General features: G+C 54.0%; 20 protein-coding genes and 1 pseudogene. 14 read left to right on the top strand and 7 right to left on the bottom strand.

Annotated elements, in window-relative coordinates; all coding sequences use genetic code 11:
- The first annotated feature begins 9 nt into the window (after positions 1–9).
- The 10 genes from ACM6IO_RS02540 (at position 10) to ACM6IO_RS02495 (ending at position 7,648) form a co-directional block, all read left to right on the top strand.
- Positions 10–2,514 carry a DUF637 domain-containing protein gene (locus ACM6IO_RS02540; RefSeq protein ID WP_414910852.1) on the top strand — a complete coding sequence of 835 codons (2,505 nt, stop codon included), beginning with the start codon at positions 10–12 and terminating at the stop codon, positions 2,512–2,514.
- Between the two features lie 5 nt (positions 2,515–2,519).
- Complete coding sequence (locus ACM6IO_RS02535; RefSeq protein WP_414910851.1) at positions 2,520–2,864, top strand: hypothetical protein; 345 nt, start codon at positions 2,520–2,522, stop codon at positions 2,862–2,864.
- A gap of 306 nt (positions 2,865–3,170) precedes the next feature.
- The gene (locus tag ACM6IO_RS02530) at positions 3,171–3,440 is read left to right on the top strand and encodes a hypothetical protein (protein ID WP_414910850.1); all 270 of its coding nucleotides are present in this window, start codon (positions 3,171–3,173) and stop codon (positions 3,438–3,440) included.
- A gap of 90 nt (positions 3,441–3,530) precedes the next feature.
- Positions 3,531–3,878, top strand: coding sequence for a hypothetical protein (locus ACM6IO_RS02525; RefSeq protein WP_414910849.1), 348 nt, complete (start codon positions 3,531–3,533; stop codon positions 3,876–3,878).
- Positions 3,879–3,975: 97 nt separating this feature from the next.
- On the top strand, positions 3,976–4,446 hold the full coding sequence (locus tag ACM6IO_RS02520) for a hypothetical protein (protein WP_414910848.1): 471 nt from the start codon (positions 3,976–3,978) through the stop codon (positions 4,444–4,446).
- A gap of 266 nt (positions 4,447–4,712) precedes the next feature.
- Positions 4,713–4,997 carry a hypothetical protein gene (locus tag ACM6IO_RS02515; RefSeq protein WP_414910847.1) on the top strand — a complete coding sequence of 95 codons (285 nt, stop codon included), beginning with the start codon at positions 4,713–4,715 and terminating at the stop codon, positions 4,995–4,997.
- A 261-nt stretch (positions 4,998–5,258) separates the two neighbouring features.
- The gene (locus ACM6IO_RS02510; RefSeq protein WP_207286314.1) at positions 5,259–5,666 is read left to right on the top strand and encodes a contact-dependent growth inhibition system immunity protein; all 408 of its coding nucleotides are present in this window, start codon (positions 5,259–5,261) and stop codon (positions 5,664–5,666) included.
- Between the two features lie 341 nt (positions 5,667–6,007).
- The gene (locus tag ACM6IO_RS02505; RefSeq protein WP_414910846.1) at positions 6,008–6,568 is read left to right on the top strand and encodes a hypothetical protein; all 561 of its coding nucleotides are present in this window, start codon (positions 6,008–6,010) and stop codon (positions 6,566–6,568) included.
- Between the two features lie 224 nt (positions 6,569–6,792).
- Complete coding sequence (locus tag ACM6IO_RS02500) at positions 6,793–7,128, top strand: hypothetical protein (protein WP_414910845.1); 336 nt, start codon at positions 6,793–6,795, stop codon at positions 7,126–7,128.
- A gap of 100 nt (positions 7,129–7,228) precedes the next feature.
- Positions 7,229–7,648: a DUF2846 domain-containing protein gene (locus ACM6IO_RS02495; protein ID WP_414910844.1), complete on the top strand. Its 420-nt coding sequence runs from the start codon at positions 7,229–7,231 to the stop codon at positions 7,646–7,648.
- 143 nt (positions 7,649–7,791) lie between these two features.
- On the opposite strand, the gene ACM6IO_RS02490 is transcribed toward ACM6IO_RS02495, so the two are convergent.
- Positions 7,792–8,526, bottom strand: coding sequence for a DUF899 domain-containing protein (locus ACM6IO_RS02490; RefSeq protein ID WP_414910843.1), 735 nt, complete (start codon positions 8,524–8,526; stop codon positions 7,792–7,794).
- Positions 8,527–8,703: 177 nt separating this feature from the next.
- Here ACM6IO_RS02490 and ACM6IO_RS02485 point away from each other — a divergent pair, with 177 nt between their 5' ends.
- Positions 8,704–9,093: a transcriptional regulator gene (locus ACM6IO_RS02485; protein WP_414910842.1), complete on the top strand. Its 390-nt coding sequence runs from the start codon at positions 8,704–8,706 to the stop codon at positions 9,091–9,093.
- A gap of 124 nt (positions 9,094–9,217) precedes the next feature.
- On the opposite strand, the gene ACM6IO_RS02480 is transcribed toward ACM6IO_RS02485, so the two are convergent.
- Together ACM6IO_RS02480 and ACM6IO_RS02475 are read right to left on the bottom strand one after the other, a co-directional pair.
- Positions 9,218–10,087, bottom strand: coding sequence for a DUF6279 family lipoprotein (locus ACM6IO_RS02480; RefSeq protein WP_414910841.1), 870 nt, complete (start codon positions 10,085–10,087; stop codon positions 9,218–9,220).
- A gap of 275 nt (positions 10,088–10,362) precedes the next feature.
- Entirely contained in the window at positions 10,363–10,551 is a 189-nt protein-coding gene (locus ACM6IO_RS02475; RefSeq protein WP_028621608.1) for a hypothetical protein, read from the bottom strand.
- 351 nt (positions 10,552–10,902) lie between these two features.
- Between ACM6IO_RS02475 and ACM6IO_RS02470 the strand changes: the two genes are divergently transcribed.
- The 3 genes from ACM6IO_RS02470 (at position 10,903) to ACM6IO_RS02460 (ending at position 13,149) form a co-directional block, all read left to right on the top strand.
- Positions 10,903–11,739 (top strand): S1 RNA-binding domain-containing protein, encoded by an 837-nt coding sequence (locus ACM6IO_RS02470; protein ID WP_192225978.1) that lies wholly within the window; start codon positions 10,903–10,905, stop codon positions 11,737–11,739.
- Between the two features lie 165 nt (positions 11,740–11,904).
- Positions 11,905–12,837 carry a DMT family transporter gene (locus tag ACM6IO_RS02465; RefSeq protein ID WP_223435077.1) on the top strand — a complete coding sequence of 311 codons (933 nt, stop codon included), beginning with the start codon at positions 11,905–11,907 and terminating at the stop codon, positions 12,835–12,837.
- Positions 12,838–13,020: 183 nt separating this feature from the next.
- The gene (locus ACM6IO_RS02460) at positions 13,021–13,149 is read left to right on the top strand and encodes a PA1414 family protein (RefSeq protein WP_007914492.1); all 129 of its coding nucleotides are present in this window, start codon (positions 13,021–13,023) and stop codon (positions 13,147–13,149) included.
- 93 nt (positions 13,150–13,242) lie between these two features.
- On the opposite strand, the pseudogene ACM6IO_RS02455 reads toward ACM6IO_RS02460, so the two are convergent.
- From ACM6IO_RS02455 to ACM6IO_RS02440, 4 genes and pseudogenes are all read right to left on the bottom strand, one after another.
- Positions 13,243–13,332, bottom strand: a pseudogene (locus tag ACM6IO_RS02455) (acyl carrier protein); the annotation flags it as partial.
- A gap of 34 nt (positions 13,333–13,366) precedes the next feature.
- Positions 13,367–14,092 (bottom strand): MBL fold metallo-hydrolase, encoded by a 726-nt coding sequence (locus ACM6IO_RS02450; protein ID WP_008040969.1) that lies wholly within the window; start codon positions 14,090–14,092, stop codon positions 13,367–13,369.
- An 85-nt stretch (positions 14,093–14,177) separates the two neighbouring features.
- Entirely contained in the window at positions 14,178–15,557 is a 1,380-nt protein-coding gene (locus tag ACM6IO_RS02445; protein WP_008034261.1) for a sodium:solute symporter, read from the bottom strand.
- A gap of 190 nt (positions 15,558–15,747) precedes the next feature.
- A complete protein-coding gene (locus ACM6IO_RS02440; protein ID WP_008034259.1) occupies positions 15,748–17,259 on the bottom strand; it encodes a purine-cytosine permease family protein in 1,512 nt (503 codons plus the stop codon).
- Between the last annotated feature and the right edge of the window lie 53 nt (positions 17,260–17,312).

Below are 17,312 nucleotides of genomic sequence, written 5' to 3'. Positions count from 1 at the left end.
AACCTCAACGTGCTCGCCGCGGAAAACAGGGATTACACGCTGTATGACATGACGGCCAAAGGTTCGTTTGGGGCGAAGAAAACCAAGCGTGATGAAGTGACGGATGTGAAATATGTCGGCAGTCACATCACCAGCGGAGGGAACCTGACGCTGGAGAGCGGTGGGGATCAGTTGTATCAGGTGGCCAAGCTTGAGAGTGGTAAGGACATTACGCTGGACAGTGGTGGGAGCATCACGTTTGAGGCGGTGAAGGACCTGCATGATGAAAGCCACACCAAGAGTGATAACGACGCTTTCTGGAACTCATCCAAAGGCAAGGGCAATACCGACGAGACATTGCGCCAGACCCAGATGATTGCCAAAGGCAACATCGTGATCAAAGCGGTCGACGGTCTGAAGATCGACATCAAACAGGTTGATCAGCAAACCGTCAGTCAGACCATTGATGCGATGGTCCAGGCTGATCCGCAATTGGCTTGGCTGAAGCAGGCGGAGGCACGGGGGGATGTTGACTGGAGGCAGGTCAAGGAAATCCATGAGTCGTTCAAGTACAACAACTCGGGGCTAGGTCCCGCGTCGCAGTTGATCATTGCCATTGCCTTGGCGGCCGTGATGGGGCCGATGATGGTTGGCATGAACGCGATGTTGCAGGCTGGAGCGATAAGCGTAGCGACCAAGGCCACGGTCAGTACCATTGATAACCGAGGCAACCTCGGCGCGGTGCTCAAGGACGTCACTTCCAAGGACAGCCTGAAAGGGTATGCCGTCTCGGTGGCGACGGCAGGCGTTACGCAGGGGCTCAAATACAACCCCAAGGCGGTTGGCCTCAATACCGAGAGCCTGAAGGTGGTCGCTTTGAAAGTGACCGCGGATGCTGCCATCAAAACTGCCGTCTATGGCGGTAGCTTCAAGGACAATCTCGCAACTTCGTTGCTCAGCACAGCGGCGAGCGTTGGCGGGGCCTACGGCGCTGGAAAAATTGGTGATCTGATACCCATAGACGGTAGCCTGGAGAAAATTCTCCTTCACTCGGCCTTGGGCGGGTTGATGGCAGAGGCCATGGGGGGCGACTTCCGCACGGGCGCGATAGCAGGTGGTGCCAACGAAGCTCTGATCGGCTTGCTTGGGGATAAGCTGCTGCCTTCGAATCTCAAGCCAGGTACGCCCGAATACATCCAGGCGGAAGCAAATCTGGTCGCGCTATCGAAGATCGTCGGCGTACTGGGGGCTGCGGCCTCCAATGGGGATCCCAACGTTGCTGCGGAAGTGGCTGAAAATGGCACCCGGTACAACTTCCTTGGTAATCACTCTCAAGCAGAGCGAGACAGAGCTCTCAAGGAGTACGAGGAAACCAAGAGCCTGGATGCGGCCAAAAAGATAATGACGCTGCAGGGGGCAGATCAACGCAGTGATGGGTTGTTAGCGCGCTTTCACGCCGATCCTGCGTCCCTGTCTATGTCAGAAAAAAACGAGTTAGTGGCATACCTGCAGGTGTACGGCTATGAGCAGAGCCTCAAATACGGAGAAGAGTCCGCCAAGGCCAGCATCGCCAACTTGTTGGAAAACGGCCCAGTTCCTTATCGGGATTACCCGTTTGCGGGCGGTACTCTGCAGGAGCGAATTGCCTACGCCGATGGCTTGAGGGCTCAGGACGGTGTGTCAGTCGGCAACATCTTTTGGTCCAGGGACCAGAGCGCCAGCGAAATGTTGTATCGCGATGCTCAAGGCTACCTGCGCATCAATCGTGAAATGCAGGCCATGAGCGACTTGGGGACACCAGCACTCTATTTTCTGACGGGTAATCTCGGCACGATGATTCGGGTCGCCGCAGCAGCGAATGGCGTACTCCAAGCTGGGCACGGCGCAGGCCAGGTCTACGACGGTGATACCTGGAATGGAATCGCCAATATCGTGGTCGGAGCCTTGAATGCTGCCAGCCTGAGGATTCCAAAGATCAAACCCTCGGGAGCCGTAGGTGGCGTGGCGAAAACGGCAGAGGAGGGGTATCTTGCTGGTGGTCTTGGTGCAAAAGGAGTCGGTACGTCGTTATCACCTGTATATAAAGATACAGATACAGGTCTGAATGCCATCAATCCGATCACCTCGCGTAATCGAGGAAGAATTCAAGAGTTGGGCTTTGATCCTGATAAGGGGAAGTTAGCGTTGCATGAGGGACAAGCAGCTGTTCAACTAGAGAATACGTTTGGTAGTACGTTGAAACGGGTAGAGCCGACGCTTGGATCTAAAAATCCAGACTTTGTATTTGTCGATGGTCCATATTCTGGGAAAACGGTTGATTTTATGTGGACGGATTCAAGTAGATCGGCTCAAATTAATAAGTTTTTTTCAAACAATGCATCGCAAAATCAAAGACAACTTATAGACCATTTGGATAAGGCGGATATCGTTCCAATTGATTATAGGAATCTTACACCCGGAAATCAGGGTATGGTTAACGGCTGGATAAAATTGCTAACCCCGGAACAGCAAGATAAAATATTAATTCTGCGGTGAAAATTATGGGTATGTATATATCGATAAATGACAATTCGGGTTGGGGAACGTCAGGTGGTGTTTTTGATTGTATTGTTGAAGGCACAAGAAAGTTTTTCACTAAAAACCAAGAAAGCTGTATGAGAGCAATATACGAAGCGCTAGATGAGCAGGCACAGAGCTTTATCATTTTAGATAAGGTCTCAGATGAGTGTTTCAATCTGTTCTATCGCCATTGCAAAACAGCAATGGATGGTTTTCCTGAGAGTGAGCGAGGGAAGTTAGTTCCAGAGAGTCACATTCCAGGGGTGTTGTGGAACTGGTCTGAGGTTTTACGGCTTATGCGAGAAGACTCTCGCTATGAAGAGTAAGCAGGCTTTGGTGCAAAAGGTATTTCTCCAGTTGTAACTGCTGAGGGAAAGATTATAAGAAGGAGACAGATCACATTTTCTGAGGCGTATTTTTATTAGCCGAAATGATGAGGCATAGAAAGGGGTTTTGTTTTTATTGGTTTGGCTAAGCTTTCGATTTTATTTGTATGAAAGTACTCACCATATGTCTCGCAGAGCACGTGTCCTGATGCCGGGAGACCGAGCAAACATTAAATTTTTCAGGTGGAAACGTGGTCTGTCCCCATTTTTTTTTTGTCCTCATTTTTCCGATAGTTAGGAATGGTTATGAGCAGTGGCGGCACACTAATAGAGAGATTTGTCGATCAAGAGTTGGACGATAGCGTTCGTTCTATTTTGAAAGATGCCTTTGATGAACGGATGCGCTCAGAGGGCGTTCTGCTAAGGGAGTTCGAGTTTAATTGCTTTGACGTTGCTCTAGATTTTGAGAAAGGTATTGTCACCTTGCATGATGTTCTTTCCGCAGGAGGGGGTAGTTCTCTTGATTTAGCTATGAGTGATTTTATCTCTACTTGCGGTTTGAACGTCTCTTGTTAGCTGGGATAATGCGAGATAACGGGGACAGACCACGTTCCCTGTATAGAAAACGTGGTCTGCCCCCCAATTCCCTCCTGTGAGGCTTAGTCAATGAGTACGGTTGAGTTTCGCGTTGAGGATGGGAGACTTTTCATCGGTGGAAGGTTGGTTGATCTTCCGTATGCGGTTGGTGAAGTTGTGGAGTGTGGTGACTTTCTTGCGGTTAGGGTTGAACCAGCGATTGGTATTATTTTTAATAGAAATGTATTTGCGGTAGCACGGAATGGAAAAGTTCTTTGGCAAATTGCAGAAAGTCCTCATGGGACCGAGACGGACAAACCCTACGTCGTGATTTTTCGTGATAAGGATGAGGGCTTGGTTGCGGCTAATTGGAATGGAGTTGACTATTTGGTAAATTTGGAGTGTGGCAGTGTTTCTACAAAAACCTTTAATAAATAGAAAATAAGATAACGGGGGCAGACCACATTTTCTACACGTCTCGGGTGGAGTTTGGTTGCAAATTACTGGGGTGCTCTAAAATCCAAGGTAGTGCGCCATGAGTGAAATTATTTATCCTCGTCGTAAAGTTTTCCTGGCTTTTTTTCTTTGTCCGCTAATACTTGGATTCATTGCTGGAATTATCAAAACAGTAGCAGTACTCGCCGAGTTAGTGAGTAATCCAAAATTGCTAGGTTCGGTGAGGGGGGCTGAATTGCTGTTGATGCCGTTTTTGACCCCGCTTCTCATACAGTTGGCTTTCTTCCTGCCATTTCTGGGTTACGCATTGGTGATTGTATTAATTAAAGTCAAGAAGACACCTCGTAACTGTATGGTTGTTTCCTTTTTTGGAAGCTGTGTGGCCGCGTCATGGGTGTTGTTTTTTATTTCAAATGTGGTGCAAAACATCAAGGGGGCCCAGTATTCGGACTATGTTATTGAATTACTGGTGCTGTTCGCCGCATCAATGGCTACCTGTTGGTTAACGGCCCATTTCTTTTTACCTGAGGGAAGCCAGGTTGAAGGTTAGAGGGGCTAAGGGGGGCAGACCACATTTCCTGTATAGAAAACGTGGTCTGTCCCCATTTTCCCTTAGTTGAAATGATAGGGTATAGAAAGGAGTTTTATTTTTTTCTTAGGTTGGCTAAGCTTTCGGTTTGACTTGTATGAAAGGACTCACCATATTCCTCGCAAAGCACGTATCTTGATGCCGGGAGATCGAACAAATATTAAATTTTTTCGATTGGAAACGTGGTCTGGCCCCTTTTTTCTATAATGGTTTAGGGATGTAGACGTATGAATGTTTCTGAGTCGTGCTCTGAGTCAAATCGGTTCATGTTTTTTGAGGGTTATGAGGAAGAGCGGTTTGAAGAGTTTGTTGATGTTGTACTTAGAGCTTTGAATTCTAAAGTGGAAAGTCGTGAGTATGGCCCGTATTCAGTGTTGGTTATTGTTTGTTATGCGGGGCATAAGTTGATTTTGACGAGCGGGTCATTTGAAGGATGTTTCATTTCCATGGAGAAAAATGTGGATGGGGGAGTGGTAAAGAAAATAACTGAGGCCTTTAAAATCATAGGTTAGGTAAAAAGCCAACAGAAACAGCAGCTGCTTAGTATTGCTTATGAATCAAGGTTTATTATCTAAAGAGGTTTTTAATGGGGGCTATGGTGGTGCGTGTTTAGGAGTATTTAGTCAGCGGTCGATCACGTTATATCTGGACGATGAACCCAGATAGGATGCCCGGGGAGGTCGAGAAAACATTCAGTTTTTAGGTGGTAAACGTGGTTTGTTCCCATTTTCTCCGATTAAACTAATTGAAGATGAAATTTCTGGGATGGGTATATGAAAAAGACATTTCGGTCAGTAGCGAAAGAAAATAATAGCTCGTGGCAACCCGAGGCTGAAATGTCATCCTTGACTCAATGGTATCTTTCCATTCGCGATATACCTCTTGAAGATCTTCCGATGGAGGACCTATGTCGTGCAGTGAGGCAAGAATTATTTATATCTGACTTATTACCAATAGTGGTTTCTACTCTAGAGAAAGATTTGCTGTCGGGCTTCATAGATGATGGTGAGTTGCTGGGGGCGGTATCGCGGCTATCGCCACATTATTGGAGTGGGAATATTGTTCTCGCCAAAAAAATGATGTCTCTATTGTTAGAGGGTGAAGATGATTTGGCGGTGGATCCTAATGCGGTTAAATCTGCAAGTGTCCTTGATGGTAAGTTGCTGGATATTATTAATTAGTGGGGATGACGGGGGCGGACTACGTTGTCTGAGGCATATTTTGATTGGTCGAAATGATAGGAAATATAAGGGAGTTATATTTTTCTTGGGTTGACTAAGCATTCGGTTTGACTTGTATGAAAGGACTCACTGTATGTCTCGCAAAGCACGTATCTTGATGCCGGGAGACTGAGTAAACTCTCAGTTTTTAGGTGGAAAACGTGGTATAGCCTCATTTTCCTCCCATTTTTCCCTGCAAAATCTCCCCGCTGCGTTCAGTGGTTCAGCGTTTAGAACGTGCCACTTGGTGTAAGTCCTCTTATCAGTCAAAAAATACGCGTTTATAAGGAAATCTATACGTCGTGAAGAAAATTACACTGCTACCACTGACCCTGGCTGTCGCATTGACCGGCTGCCATTCCAACGTCAGGGACTCTTCCCCCAGCATGCTGAAAGACGGCATTCAACTGCGCCAGAACACGGTGACCGTCGATGCCCAGCACGCCAAGGTCATCATGAAAGCTACAGGCAGCACCCATCCCGTACAGTTTTCAGTCAAGCGTGCCGCCGATCCTGACCAGCGAATGGAGTTGCTTGGAACTGTAGTGGATTCGGGCCAGGGCAAGGTGTTCGGTTGGATAGCCAAACTCAACGAAGTGGCCAACAGTGCCACGGTCAAACGCTTCCCGCAGTTGGAAGCACAGGCCGATGCCGATCAGGCGTTTCAAGTGTCGGGATATTCGAATAGCAGGGTGGCAGGCGGCTTGTATAGTTGCGGTCCGCTGCAAAGTTCCTTTGTCCCGGAAAGAGCCAAGGTTTACCTGGTTGAGTTCCAGTTTATTGGCTCCGATTGCGAACAGCATGTTTACGATGTCACCCAGCCTGATCAACGTATTCCCGTGGCGAGCGTACCTGCGGTGTGAAGTGGATTCATCTATTGCTCACGCGATAAAAAAACGGGCGACCCAAAAGGTCGCCCGTTTTCATTGGCTGCGCAATTTTTGCTGAGAACAGTGCCGTTCTCGTGGGGCCTAAACGCGAGCTTCTTGCGATCTGCTCCGCGTCAAACGACGTAAATTGACCCCGAAATTCTGCTGATCTAGTATGCGGCATCATTGCGCCATCATTCTGGATTCAGGGACCGAATATGCTGTCCAGAGCCATCACGGCAAGCCTTCTACTGGTATTGGCCGGTTGTACCAACATCAAGGTCGAGCCGGTCGCACCTCAATATAAAATCTCCCAACTCTGCATCGAAGAGAACCCGAAAGTGGTGGTGGGCGATTTCGTCGATGGCCTGCAGACGCTGTTGCGCAAGCACAACATCGACAGTCGGCTTTACGCGACGCCCATTCCGGACAGTTGTGAGTATCGCCTGACTTACACCGCTATTCGTTCCTGGGACTTTTCCCGTACTTGTCCGATGCCAATGTCCGGCTCTTCAAGGGCGATCAGCAGATCGGTTTCGGGCAATACCACCTGACGGGCGAGGGCGGTTTTGATCCGTCCAAAGTGGCGTCGGTCGAGGAAAAGATGGGGCCGGTGATCAACCAGTTACTGGGGCAAAACAAATGAGCGCAGCAATGAAAAGTATTCCGGCGTTGTTGCTCATGCTGTTGTTGGCCGGCTGCGGTCACACTAGCTCCAGCCAGCCTTATTTCGAGCCACCGGCGCCACCTCAGGGCAAGGCGTTGGTTTACATGATGCGGACCCAGGTCATTCAAGGCAGCTTTTATGACAGCGTGTTCAGCATCAATGACAGTGCGGTGGTGGGGCTTAATGACAAGACCTATTCCTGGGTGATGGTGAGTCCGGGCCTGCACAAGGTATCGGCCGGGCCGCGTCCGCATCCCCGGAACGTATTTCTGACCCTCTCGGTCGAACCGGGTAAAGAGTACTTCGTTGAATACACGCAGGAGTACGCGGCGGAGATGGTGCGGGTGCGGGATGCCAAGGACGGGAAAGCCATGGTGAAGGGGTATTCGTATATACCGGTGAAGTAGCCGATAGCGGTGTGTCAGTTGTATCGGCGTTGATTGTAAGTAAGTATCGCGAGCAAGCTTGCTCCTACAGGAGTCGCGGTGTTCACGGACATTGTGTCCGGCCCTGACCGCTGAGGGAGCAAGCTGGTTCGCGAAGGTGTGGTCTACCCCCCATGGCAGCAGCTCGAACTCACCTTGTCTTCATACCTGTCGTGATGCCGTACCCATTCCATGATCTGCTCTTCGTTGCGCCCCTTGGGTGTCAGGTCGAGGTAGTTATAGGCGCCGACCAGCATGTCCAGGCCACGGGCGTAAGTTGAATAGGTGTGAAAAATCTCGCCTGCTTCGTTGCGATAAAACACGCTGAGGCCTGGGAGTTCTTCTTCGGCGCCGTCAGTTTTTTCGTAGTTGTAGGTGGCCTTTCCAGCAGCAACATCTTCAGCTCGGGCGGAGACGCCAAAGTCGTAGTTGAAGTCGCAACCTTCTGACGACACCCAGTCGAATTTCCATCCCATACGTCGCTTGAACGCCTGGAATTCGGCGAAGGGTGCGTGGGAAACCGCCACCACCGCCACGTCGTGATGCGCCAGGTGCTGGTTGGCGCCGTCGATGTGGTCGGACAGGAATGAGCAACCGGGGCAGCCTTCGTCCCAACCGTCGGCAAACATGAAGTGGTAGATGACCAGTTGGCTGCGACCGCCGAACAGGTCGGCCAGCTTCAATTCACCATTGGGGCCCTGGAAGTGATAGTCCTTGTCGATTTTTACCCAGGGCAGGGCGCGGCGTTCGGCGCTGAGTTTGTCCCGTTCCTGGGTGAAGGCTTTTTCGTGGGCCAGGTGTTGTTTGCGGGCGGTGAGCCATTCTTCTCGCGACACGACCGGATGGTTCTGAACGTTCATCGGGTTTTCTCCTGCGCAATGCTGGGCGGTGACTGACACAACCTTGTCGTTTGACCTATGCCAAATTCGACATACCGCCGGTCAGCGCCGTTAAAGAACTGCGCTGAACGGCGGCGAGCACTGTCGGTCACAAGCTATGAAGGCCATCACACTCACAGGTTTTGGAGGTTGGACAGGATGACGACTTATAACTGGGATTTGATTGAACGCCTGCTGCACGAAGTGCAGAACGCAGCACCCAGCTTCACGCCACGGCCCTATGCCGAACAGTACGCGGCGGAGAAAGCCACGGAGGGCGAAGAGACTGAAAACCTGGATCACCTGAAAGCGGTGGCCGGCGAGTATGAAAAGTTACTGTTGGCGCGTGGCTTCATCGAGCCTCGACCTGAAGAGCAGGGTGGAACCGGTTCGAATTACAGGCTGACGATGCGGGGTTCAAGGTTGTTGAGCCTGATCGACAGCAGCATTCCGGGCAATGATCATCCGCGGCAGGTGCTGGATGAGCAGGACGATGCGCTGGATGAGGTGACGTTTGATGAGGTGGCGTCCCACGCGCAGATTGCCTGAAGAACTTCGATTACCAATGTGGGAGCGAGCCTGCTCGCGATGGCGGTGTGTCAGTCGACATCGATGTTGTCTGAAACACCGCCATCGCGAGCAGGCTCGCTCCCACATTGTTTTTGTGTTGTTCTTAGCTCTGTTGTGCTGCCTTAAGGCACTTCAAGTCGTTGAAGTCTTTGCGCACTCCTTCGATTTTTTTCAGCAGCCGCTGGCGTTGAGCCGGTGTGCTTTCGGCCATCAAATCCACAAACAGGCTTCGTGCCTGTGCTTCGGTGTTGGCGTAGGCCTTGCGGTAATCGGCTGTCCATAAGCTCTCGCGATTCACCAGAAGCGTCTCGATGCGCTGTGGGAATCCAGGACTCTGACGCTGCGCAACCGCCGCGCTGAACTGTTTCTGCCAATGCACGCGGTTGGCAATCCATTGCGTGTTCTGGTCGCCCAACGCATTTGACCAGGCTACGACCCGTTGTTGCTGGGTCGGGATCAGCGGTCCGATCCAGCCATCCAGACGTTTTTCCATGCGCTCGCTACGCTCCTTGATCTGTTGAACGAGCGATGGTTTTACGTAGTCCTGCTGGCGTTTGCGCTGGTCCTTGGCGAAGGCTTCGTTCATTTCCGCGACTTGTTTGTCGTCCAGCCCCTGCAACAACTCGATGGCCGACGGGGTGATTTCCCGGGCAGTCTGGGCGATGGCTTGTTTGGCTTCCTGGGTGCGGGATTGCAGCGCGGCGTCGGTGACCTGATTGGTTTCGACCATCACCTGCAAACGGTCCAGCCAGTCGAGATAGCCTGGCAGTTGCGTGGTGCAGTGCCAGCTCAGGTGTTCCTTGAGGCGCTCGTTGAACCAGCCTTTTTGCTCGCCGTTCATGTCCAGGTAGTCGCTGAGCGTCCACGGGATGATCACGTCGAGGTTGCGATAGGCCAGGCCCATGCGGCTGCAGGCACCGAGGGCAAGACTGAGGGTGATGACGACGGCGAGACACTTCAACCAGCGCGACATGGGCGAGTCCTTGCGAAAGCGTAGGTTCTCATGTGATCGCAGGATGAGCCCGCCAGTTCAGCCAATCAATAAAACGCGCGTTCAGCCTTGAGGGTGACCAGGCCATCGCACTGACTGTTGTGCCCGGAATAAGCGGAGCTACCGGCGAATGCTCGGCATCGAGGGCCGTTCGTCGATTTTTGAAATATTGATGGGGTTTGGCGGGGTGTTGCGGGGAGGGTTCCAGTCCAAGCGCTTCGAAGCTCAAAGCGCTTAGGGACCAGGTAACGCGGGTGTTATTTTTTGCCCAAGGTAATCTGCTTGGACGGGCCGAACGTCTGGCCGCTGACGCCTTTGGCAATTTGCTGGATCTCGCCGCCGGATTTGAGGAACGCAGCAATCTGATTGTTGATCGATTCGCTGGTTTCAACGGCTGGAGCTGGCTTTGCTTTGCTGGTGGATGCTTTTACGCGCATGGCGGCCATTAACCTGTAGAAAATTAACTTGGCCACGCATCGTACAGGAAATACTTGACAATTGCTTGGCAAATATCCCCCTGAAATACACATCACAAAAGCGCCATTAATCGCAAGTTATTATTCGAGTTATGTCCCTAAGCTGCTGTTTTAAATAAGAACATCGGTGGGGAAGAATGGATTTTTACCTGGCTGGAAGGGAGATGAATCGACAGGTCGGCCTGACGAGCGGCCAGACCTGCCTGTCAAACCCCAGGAAAATTAAGGCCCCCAGAGGATTTTCTCGCGCCACCGGGCCGGGCGCCGAACGCGGCCTGCAAAAACGGGTAGAATGCCGCCCACGCAATGAGGGTATTGGAAATGGCTTTAGTCGGGCGTTACAACAGTTTGCAAGTGGTTAAACACACTAACTTCGGTTTATATCTGGACGGTGGTGCGGACGGCGAAATCCTTCTGCCTAATCGTTATATTCCCAAAGATATTCCCAGCGAAGATGAAGACTGGCTCAACGTTTTTGTTTATCTGGACAGCGATGACAAACTCATCGCAACTACCGAAAAGCCGAAAGTTCAGGTCGGTGAATTCGCCAGTTTGAAAGTCGTTGAAGTCAACAGCATCGGCGTCTTCCTGGATTGGGGCTTGCCGAAGGATCTGTTGCTGCCGTTTTCCGAAGAAAAGCGTCAGATGACCGCGGGCGAATATGTCGTGGTGCATGTCTACCTCGACAAGCACACCCGTCGTATCACCGCGACCGCGCGTCTGGACCGTTACCTGGACAAGACCCCGGCCAACTACACCCCTGGCCAGGAAGTTGATCTGCTGGTTGCCGAAGCCACCGATATGGGCTTCAAGGCAATCATCAACAACAAGCACTGGGGCTTGATCCACAAGAACGAAATCTTCAAGTTCATGCGCGCCGGTAAAGAAGAGAAGGGCTTCATCAAAGAAGTCCGTGCCGACGGCAAGATCAGCCTGAGCCTGCAACCAGTGGGCGAAGAAGCCGCCACCAGCCTGAACTCGAAGATCCTCGCCAAGTTGCGCGACAACAACGGCGCGCTGCCGGTGAGCGACAAGAGCGATCCGGCGGTGATCACCAGCATGTTCGGTGTCAGCAAGGGCAACTTCAAGAAGGCCATCGGCGCGTTGTACAAGAATGGCCAGATCGTCATTCATGCCGATCGCATTGAACTGAAGTGACGTCGCGCAAGATGGCGTCCGTGGTGACTTGAAGGTCTCCCACAGGCTACTTTTTCTGGCCATCTGGTTAATAATCGACAGCATAAATATTTGCCCCGACCTTGAGTCGGGGCTTTGCTTTCTACTGTGAGTCACTGCCATGGATTGTATTGTCGAGGTGTTCCGGTGAGCGCCAGCCGGCGTAGCGCCGATGGGTTTGCCCTGCAAGTGATGGTCGGTTTGTGCCTGATCTGGGGCGTACAGCAAGTCATGATCAAGTGGGCGGCGCCGGACATCGCGCCAGTCATGCAGGCGGCCGGTCGGTCAGGCATTTCTGCGTTGCTTGTAGGATTGCTGATCTGCTGGAAGGGCGGTTGGGATCAGGTCAGCCATACGTGGCGCGGTGGACTACTGGCCGGCGCGCTGTTTGGACTGGAATTTTTCTTCATTTCCGAAGGCTTGCAGCTGACCACGGCCGCACACATGTCGGTGTTCCTTTACACGGCGCCGATCTTCACCGCGCTGGGTGTGCACTGGCTGTTGCCGAGTGAGCGTTTAAGACCGGTGCAATGGTTGGGGATTTTTCTGGCGTTTGTCGGGATTGCCATCGCGTTTGCCGGCGGGGTGTCCTGGGACAACCTCGATCACCGCATGTTGATGGGCGATGCACTGGGCGTATTGGCCGGTGCCTCCTGGGGGGCGACCACGGTCGTGGTGCGGGCCTCGCGCCTGTCGGAAGCGCCAGTGACGCTCACGTTGTTCTATCAGTTGATTGTCGGTTTCGTCGGCCTGCTGCTGATCGCGATGCTCAGCGGCCAGGTTACCCACGTCAGTCTGACCACCGTGGCCGTGGCCAGCGTGCTGTTCCAGGGGCTGGTGGTCTCGTTTTTCAGCTACCTGACGTGGTTCTGGCTGTTGCGCCGGTATCTGGCGGCGAACCTCGCGGTGTTTTCGTTCATGACGCCGTTGTTCGGCGTCACGTTCGGCGTGGTGTTGCTGGGTGAGGCGCTGAGTCTCAACTTTGTCATCGGTGCCGTGCTGGTGCTGCTCGGCATTACGTTTGTCAGCGCTGAGCAGTGGGTGCGCCGTCGTTTGCGCAAAGCCCTTGGCCAGCAGTGACCGGTCAACCCAGGGTGTCGATCCAGGCCCAGGCGATTGCCTGAGCTAATGGTCAGGTATTTTGATCAATTCAGTAACAGATCATTGCGGATTTTGCCGAGCATTTCGTAGGACTTCGGACTATTATCAGTGCGAAGGGGCTACAGAATTTCAGCCGCTCGGCACTACCCTGAAGGGGGCACCATGAAAGAGAAAATTCAAAACTGGCTGCATGACCTGGGTGTCGCACTCGGTTTGATCGAACCGCCTCTGCAACCTGTGCCTATTCGCACTGACGATGAACAGCGTCGACGCCAGCAGCGTCGTCGGTAACGTCAAGGTCTGGAACACCGCAGCCGTGTTGTAGCAGCTGTCGACGGCTGCATTCGGCTGCGTAGCAGGTGTAAATTCAAAAGTCGGGCGAAATCAGTACCGCCCGATCTCCATCAAAAACCGACTCAGATCATTCGCCGTCCTGGCGATTTTGAGCATCCGCTCTTCCTCGGCGCTAAATGCCTGTTGTTTTCCCTGATGTCGAGTACAGCAGGCTTCAGCCATGCGAGCGCTGCCACTCATCAATCATCGTGCGCAGATGTTCCCCGGAAAAACTGCCGAAATGCCCGCCATGCACGGTGCGGATCGGCAGCTCACGCAAGCGTTGCAGACTGCGCGCGTAGTCGTCGAGGTTGGAATGGTAAGCGTCTTCGATCAGCGGCCCGTCGTAGATGATGTCGCCGCTGAACAGGGTTTCGGTCGCTGCTTCATACAGGCTGATGCCGCCCGGTGAATGTCCCGGCGTGTGCAGCACCTGCAACACGCGATTGCCCAGATCCAGCACGTCACCTTCCTCGATCATTCCCGTGGCCGGCGCGGCTTTGACCCGGTACTCGGCGTAGCACAGCGGGCAATCAGGATGCGCCTCGAACATATCGTCGCCGACGAATGCCCGGCTCAAATCGTTTTCGCCGTCAGGTGCCGCCAGGATGTCGGCCTCGGCCGGATGGACCAGGCGTTCGGCAAACTCGTGATGGCCGGCGATGTGGTCGAAATGGCAATGACTGGCCACCGCCACCAATGGCCGTTCAGTGATCCACGGCAGTTGCTCGCGCAGGCTCACCAAACCGGAGCCGCTGTCCAGCAGCAGGTCCTTGTCGCGGCCCTGAATGTGCCAGAGGTTGCAGCGGTAGAAGGGACGGATGTAAGGCTCGTGAATCAGACGGATGCCGTCGCTGAGTTGCTTGACCTCGAACCACTGATCGCGAGAAACAATCTTCATCAAAGGTTTTCTCCAGACGAAAAAAAACGGGTGTGGCAACCGACGCCACACCCGTCGAAGAAAGCATCAAGTCGTTATAGAAAGCTTAGATGGCGTTCGCCACCGCAGCCGGGCGGCGAGACATCAGGCTCACCACAATGAAGCTCACCAGACCTGCGAGCAGGCTGTAGTAGATCGGGGTGTTGGCATCCAGACCGTCCTTGACCATGAACAGCAGAGCGGTTGCGAAGCCCAGGCCCATGCTGGCGATGGCGCCGGCGGTAGTGGCGCGTTTCCAGAAAATCGCACCCATCAGCGGGATCAGCATGCCGCCGACCAACAGGTTGTAGGCCAGGGTCAGGGCGCTGATCACATCGTTCACCACCAGGGCGATACCCAGCACGACAATACCGGTCAGCAGCGTCACCAGGCGGTTCAGGCTCAGGCTCGACTGTTTACCGCCACGCAGTTTAGGTAGCAGGTCTTCGCTCAGAGTAGTGGCGGCAGCCAACAGGCCTGCGCTGGCGGTGGACATCATGGCGGCCAGTGCAGCGGCGATGACCAGGCCACGGATACCGTCAGGCAGCGACAGTTTGACGATGGCGGCGAAAGCGTTGTTGACGTTGTCCAGATCCGGGATCAGTACGTGAGCGGCCATGCCGATCAGGGCGCACGCCAGACCGTAGATGATGCAGTAGAGGCCTGCGGCAGTACCGGCGTATTGCGCGACCTTGGCGGTCTTGACGGTGAACACCCGTTGCCAGATGTCCTGACCGATCAGGATGCCGAAGAAGTAGATCACGAAGTAGGTGATGATGGTGTCCCAGCCGATGGTGGTGAAGCTGAAGCTCGCCTCCGGCAGTTTGGCCACCAACTGATCCCAGCCGCCGACGCGGTACAGGCAGATCGGCAACAGGATGAACATCAGGCCCACGGTCTTGATGACGAACTGGACGATGTCGGTCAGGGTCAGGGACCACATGCCGCCGATCGCCGAATAAATCACCACCACGCCACCGCCGACCAATACCGACAGCCAGAACGGCAGGTCGAACAGCACTTGCAGCACGGTGCCGATGGCCAGGATCGAAACCACGCCGATCATCAGTGCATACGCCAGCATGATCACCGCGCTCGCGGAGCGGGCCATCGGGTTGTAGCGTTTTTCCAGCACTTGGGTAACGGTGTAGATTTTCAGTTTCAGCAGCGGTTTGGCGAGGAACAGGTTCAGCGCCACGATCCCGCAACCGAGGGCCGCGCAGAGCCAGAAACCGGAAATGCCATGGACGTAGCCCAGGCGCACGGTGCCGACGGTAGATGCGCCGCCCAGAACGGTAGCGGCCATGGTGCCCATGTACAGGCTCGGGCCGAGGTTACGACCGGCGACCAAAAAGTCTTCGTTGGTCTTGGCCTTGCGCATGCCGTAGTAGCCGAGTATCAGCATCGCGGCGGCGTAGATGAGTACGACGAATAAATCCAATGCCATGATGGCGTGTCTCCGATTGTCTTTTTTATGGTGAGGCGAAAATCAATCCCTGTGGAAAAACCATCTCTGTAGGAGCGAGGCTTGCCCGCGAAGGCGGTGTGTCAGTCAACATTGATGTTGAATGTGCCGCCGCCTTCGCGGGCAAGCCTCGCTCCTACAGGTCATCCCTAACCACAGGTAATGCGTTTAATCAGGCGGCTTGTCGCAACGCCGGTTTACCGAGCGAATCCGTGCTCTTGCTGCGTGGATCATTCGGGCCGAACACCGCAGCCGATTCCGGGAACAGGCTCAGCAGCGCCAGGTACACCAGCGAGGCCAGGCCGAGGGTTACCGGCAGGCTGATGTCGATGCCATCCGCCAGGTTCCCCAGTACACCCACGAATTGCCCCGGCAGGTTCACAAAGCACAAACCGACCAATGCACTCGGGATCCAGGCACCCAGCCCACGCCAGTTCCAGCCGTGGGTGAACCAGTAACGACCGCCTTTCTCGCCGCGGGTGAACACTTGCAGGTCATCCGGGCAATAGAAGCCGCGGCGTACCAGCAGGCCGATGATCATGATCACCATCCACGGAGTGGTGCAGGTGATGATCAGCACGGCGAAGGTCGACACGCTCTGCACCAGGTTTGCCGCAAAGCGTCCGATGAAGATGAAGGCAATCGACATCACACCGATCAACAGGGTGGCCTTGACCCGCGACAGCACACGCGGGAACACGCTGGACATGTCCAGCCCGGTGCCATACAGCGAGGTGGTGCCGGTGGACATGCCGCCGATCACCGCAATCAGGCACACCGGCAGGAAGAACCAGCTCGGCGAGACGGCCAGCAGGCCGCCGACGTAGTTGTTCGCGGCGATGTAGTCCGGCGCCTTGATCGCTACGATAGTGGCGGTGGCGAGGCCGAACAGGAACGGGATGAACGTTGCGATCTGCGAGATCACCACCGCGGCCATGATCCGGCGCTTGGAGGTTTCACGCGGGATGTAACGCGACCAGTCGCCGAGGAACGCGCCGAAGGAAATCGGGTTGCTCATCGCCACCAGCGCAGCGCCGATGAAGGCAGCCCAGAAACCCGGTTGGCCCATGCTCACGGTACCGGCGTAGTTCACATCGAAAGGACCGGCGAAAGCGAAGATGCCCAGCAGGAACAGCAGGCTGGCGCTCCACACCGCGATCTTGTTGACCCACAGGAGGAAACGGAAGCCGTAGATGCAAACCGTCAGCACCAGGATCGCGAACAGACCGTAGGCCAGGCCCAGGGTCAGGTCGGTTTCCGGCAGGCCGATCAGGCGTTTTGCGCCACCGATCAGCGCATCACCCGAACTCCACACCGAGAGCGAGAAGAAGGCGATGGCGGTCAACAGCGACAGGAACGAACCGACGATCCGCCCGTGCACGCCGAAGTGCGCACCGGAAGACACGGCGTTGTTGGTGCCATTGATCGGGCCGAACAGGCCCATCGGCGCGAGGATCAACGAACCCAGCAACACGCCCAGCACAATCGCCCAGACGCCCGCCTGGAATGACAGGCCGAACAGCACCGGGAAACTGCCGAGCACGGCGGTGGCAAAGGTATTGGAACCGCCGAAGATCATCCGGAACAAGTCCGTCGGGCCTGCGGTGCGTTCGTTGTCCGGGATCTGTTCGACCCCGTAGGTTTCAATGTGCGTAAGGCTTTGGTCGTTGTTGTTGTTATTCATGATCTGCTCCGATCATAAAGGCGCGCTCATCGTGTGTGAGCGTCACCTGTTTG

This window comes from Pseudomonas sp. IT-P44, from assembly GCF_949768225.1.
Classification (GTDB): Bacteria; Pseudomonadota; Gammaproteobacteria; order Pseudomonadales; family Pseudomonadaceae; genus Aquipseudomonas; species Aquipseudomonas migulae.
The sequence above is the reverse complement of the archived record's forward strand: the minus strand, read 5'-3'. Positions and strand labels throughout refer to the sequence as shown.

What these genes read in the sequence shown, in the direction of transcription:
- ACM6IO_RS02535 (WP_414910851.1), top strand. Translation starts at nt 2,520, where the DNA reads ATGGGTATGTATATATCGATAAATGACAATTCGGGTTGGGGAACGTCA.
- ACM6IO_RS02460 (WP_007914492.1), top strand. Translation starts at nt 13,021, where the DNA reads ATGAAAGAGAAAATTCAAAACTGGCTGCATGACCTGGGTGTCGCACTC.
- ACM6IO_RS02470 (WP_192225978.1), top strand. Translation starts at nt 10,903, where the DNA reads ATGGCTTTAGTCGGGCGTTACAACAGTTTGCAAGTGGTTAAACACACT.
- ACM6IO_RS02445 (WP_008034261.1), bottom strand. Translation starts at nt 15,557, where the DNA reads ATGGCATTGGATTTATTCGTCGTACTCATCTACGCCGCCGCGATGCTG.
- ACM6IO_RS02520 (WP_414910848.1), top strand. Translation starts at nt 3,976, where the DNA reads ATGAGTGAAATTATTTATCCTCGTCGTAAAGTTTTCCTGGCTTTTTTT.
- ACM6IO_RS02480 (WP_414910841.1), bottom strand. Translation starts at nt 10,087, where the DNA reads ATGTCGCGCTGGTTGAAGTGTCTCGCCGTCGTCATCACCCTCAGTCTT.
- ACM6IO_RS02440 (WP_008034259.1), bottom strand. Translation starts at nt 17,259, where the DNA reads ATGAATAACAACAACAACGACCAAAGCCTTACGCACATTGAAACCTAC.
- ACM6IO_RS02495 (WP_414910844.1), top strand. Translation starts at nt 7,229, where the DNA reads ATGAAAAGTATTCCGGCGTTGTTGCTCATGCTGTTGTTGGCCGGCTGC.
- ACM6IO_RS02485 (WP_414910842.1), top strand. Translation starts at nt 8,704, where the DNA reads ATGACGACTTATAACTGGGATTTGATTGAACGCCTGCTGCACGAAGTG.
- ACM6IO_RS02490 (WP_414910843.1), bottom strand. Translation starts at nt 8,526, where the DNA reads ATGAACGTTCAGAACCATCCGGTCGTGTCGCGAGAAGAATGGCTCACC.
- ACM6IO_RS02510 (WP_207286314.1), top strand. Translation starts at nt 5,259, where the DNA reads ATGAAAAAGACATTTCGGTCAGTAGCGAAAGAAAATAATAGCTCGTGG.
- ACM6IO_RS02515 (WP_414910847.1), top strand. Translation starts at nt 4,713, where the DNA reads ATGAATGTTTCTGAGTCGTGCTCTGAGTCAAATCGGTTCATGTTTTTT.
- ACM6IO_RS02450 (WP_008040969.1), bottom strand. Translation starts at nt 14,092, where the DNA reads ATGAAGATTGTTTCTCGCGATCAGTGGTTCGAGGTCAAGCAACTCAGC.
- ACM6IO_RS02500 (WP_414910845.1), top strand. Translation starts at nt 6,793, where the DNA reads ATGCTGTCCAGAGCCATCACGGCAAGCCTTCTACTGGTATTGGCCGGT.
- ACM6IO_RS02530 (WP_414910850.1), top strand. Translation starts at nt 3,171, where the DNA reads ATGAGCAGTGGCGGCACACTAATAGAGAGATTTGTCGATCAAGAGTTG.
- ACM6IO_RS02475 (WP_028621608.1), bottom strand. Translation starts at nt 10,551, where the DNA reads ATGGCCGCCATGCGCGTAAAAGCATCCACCAGCAAAGCAAAGCCAGCT.
- ACM6IO_RS02525 (WP_414910849.1), top strand. Translation starts at nt 3,531, where the DNA reads ATGAGTACGGTTGAGTTTCGCGTTGAGGATGGGAGACTTTTCATCGGT.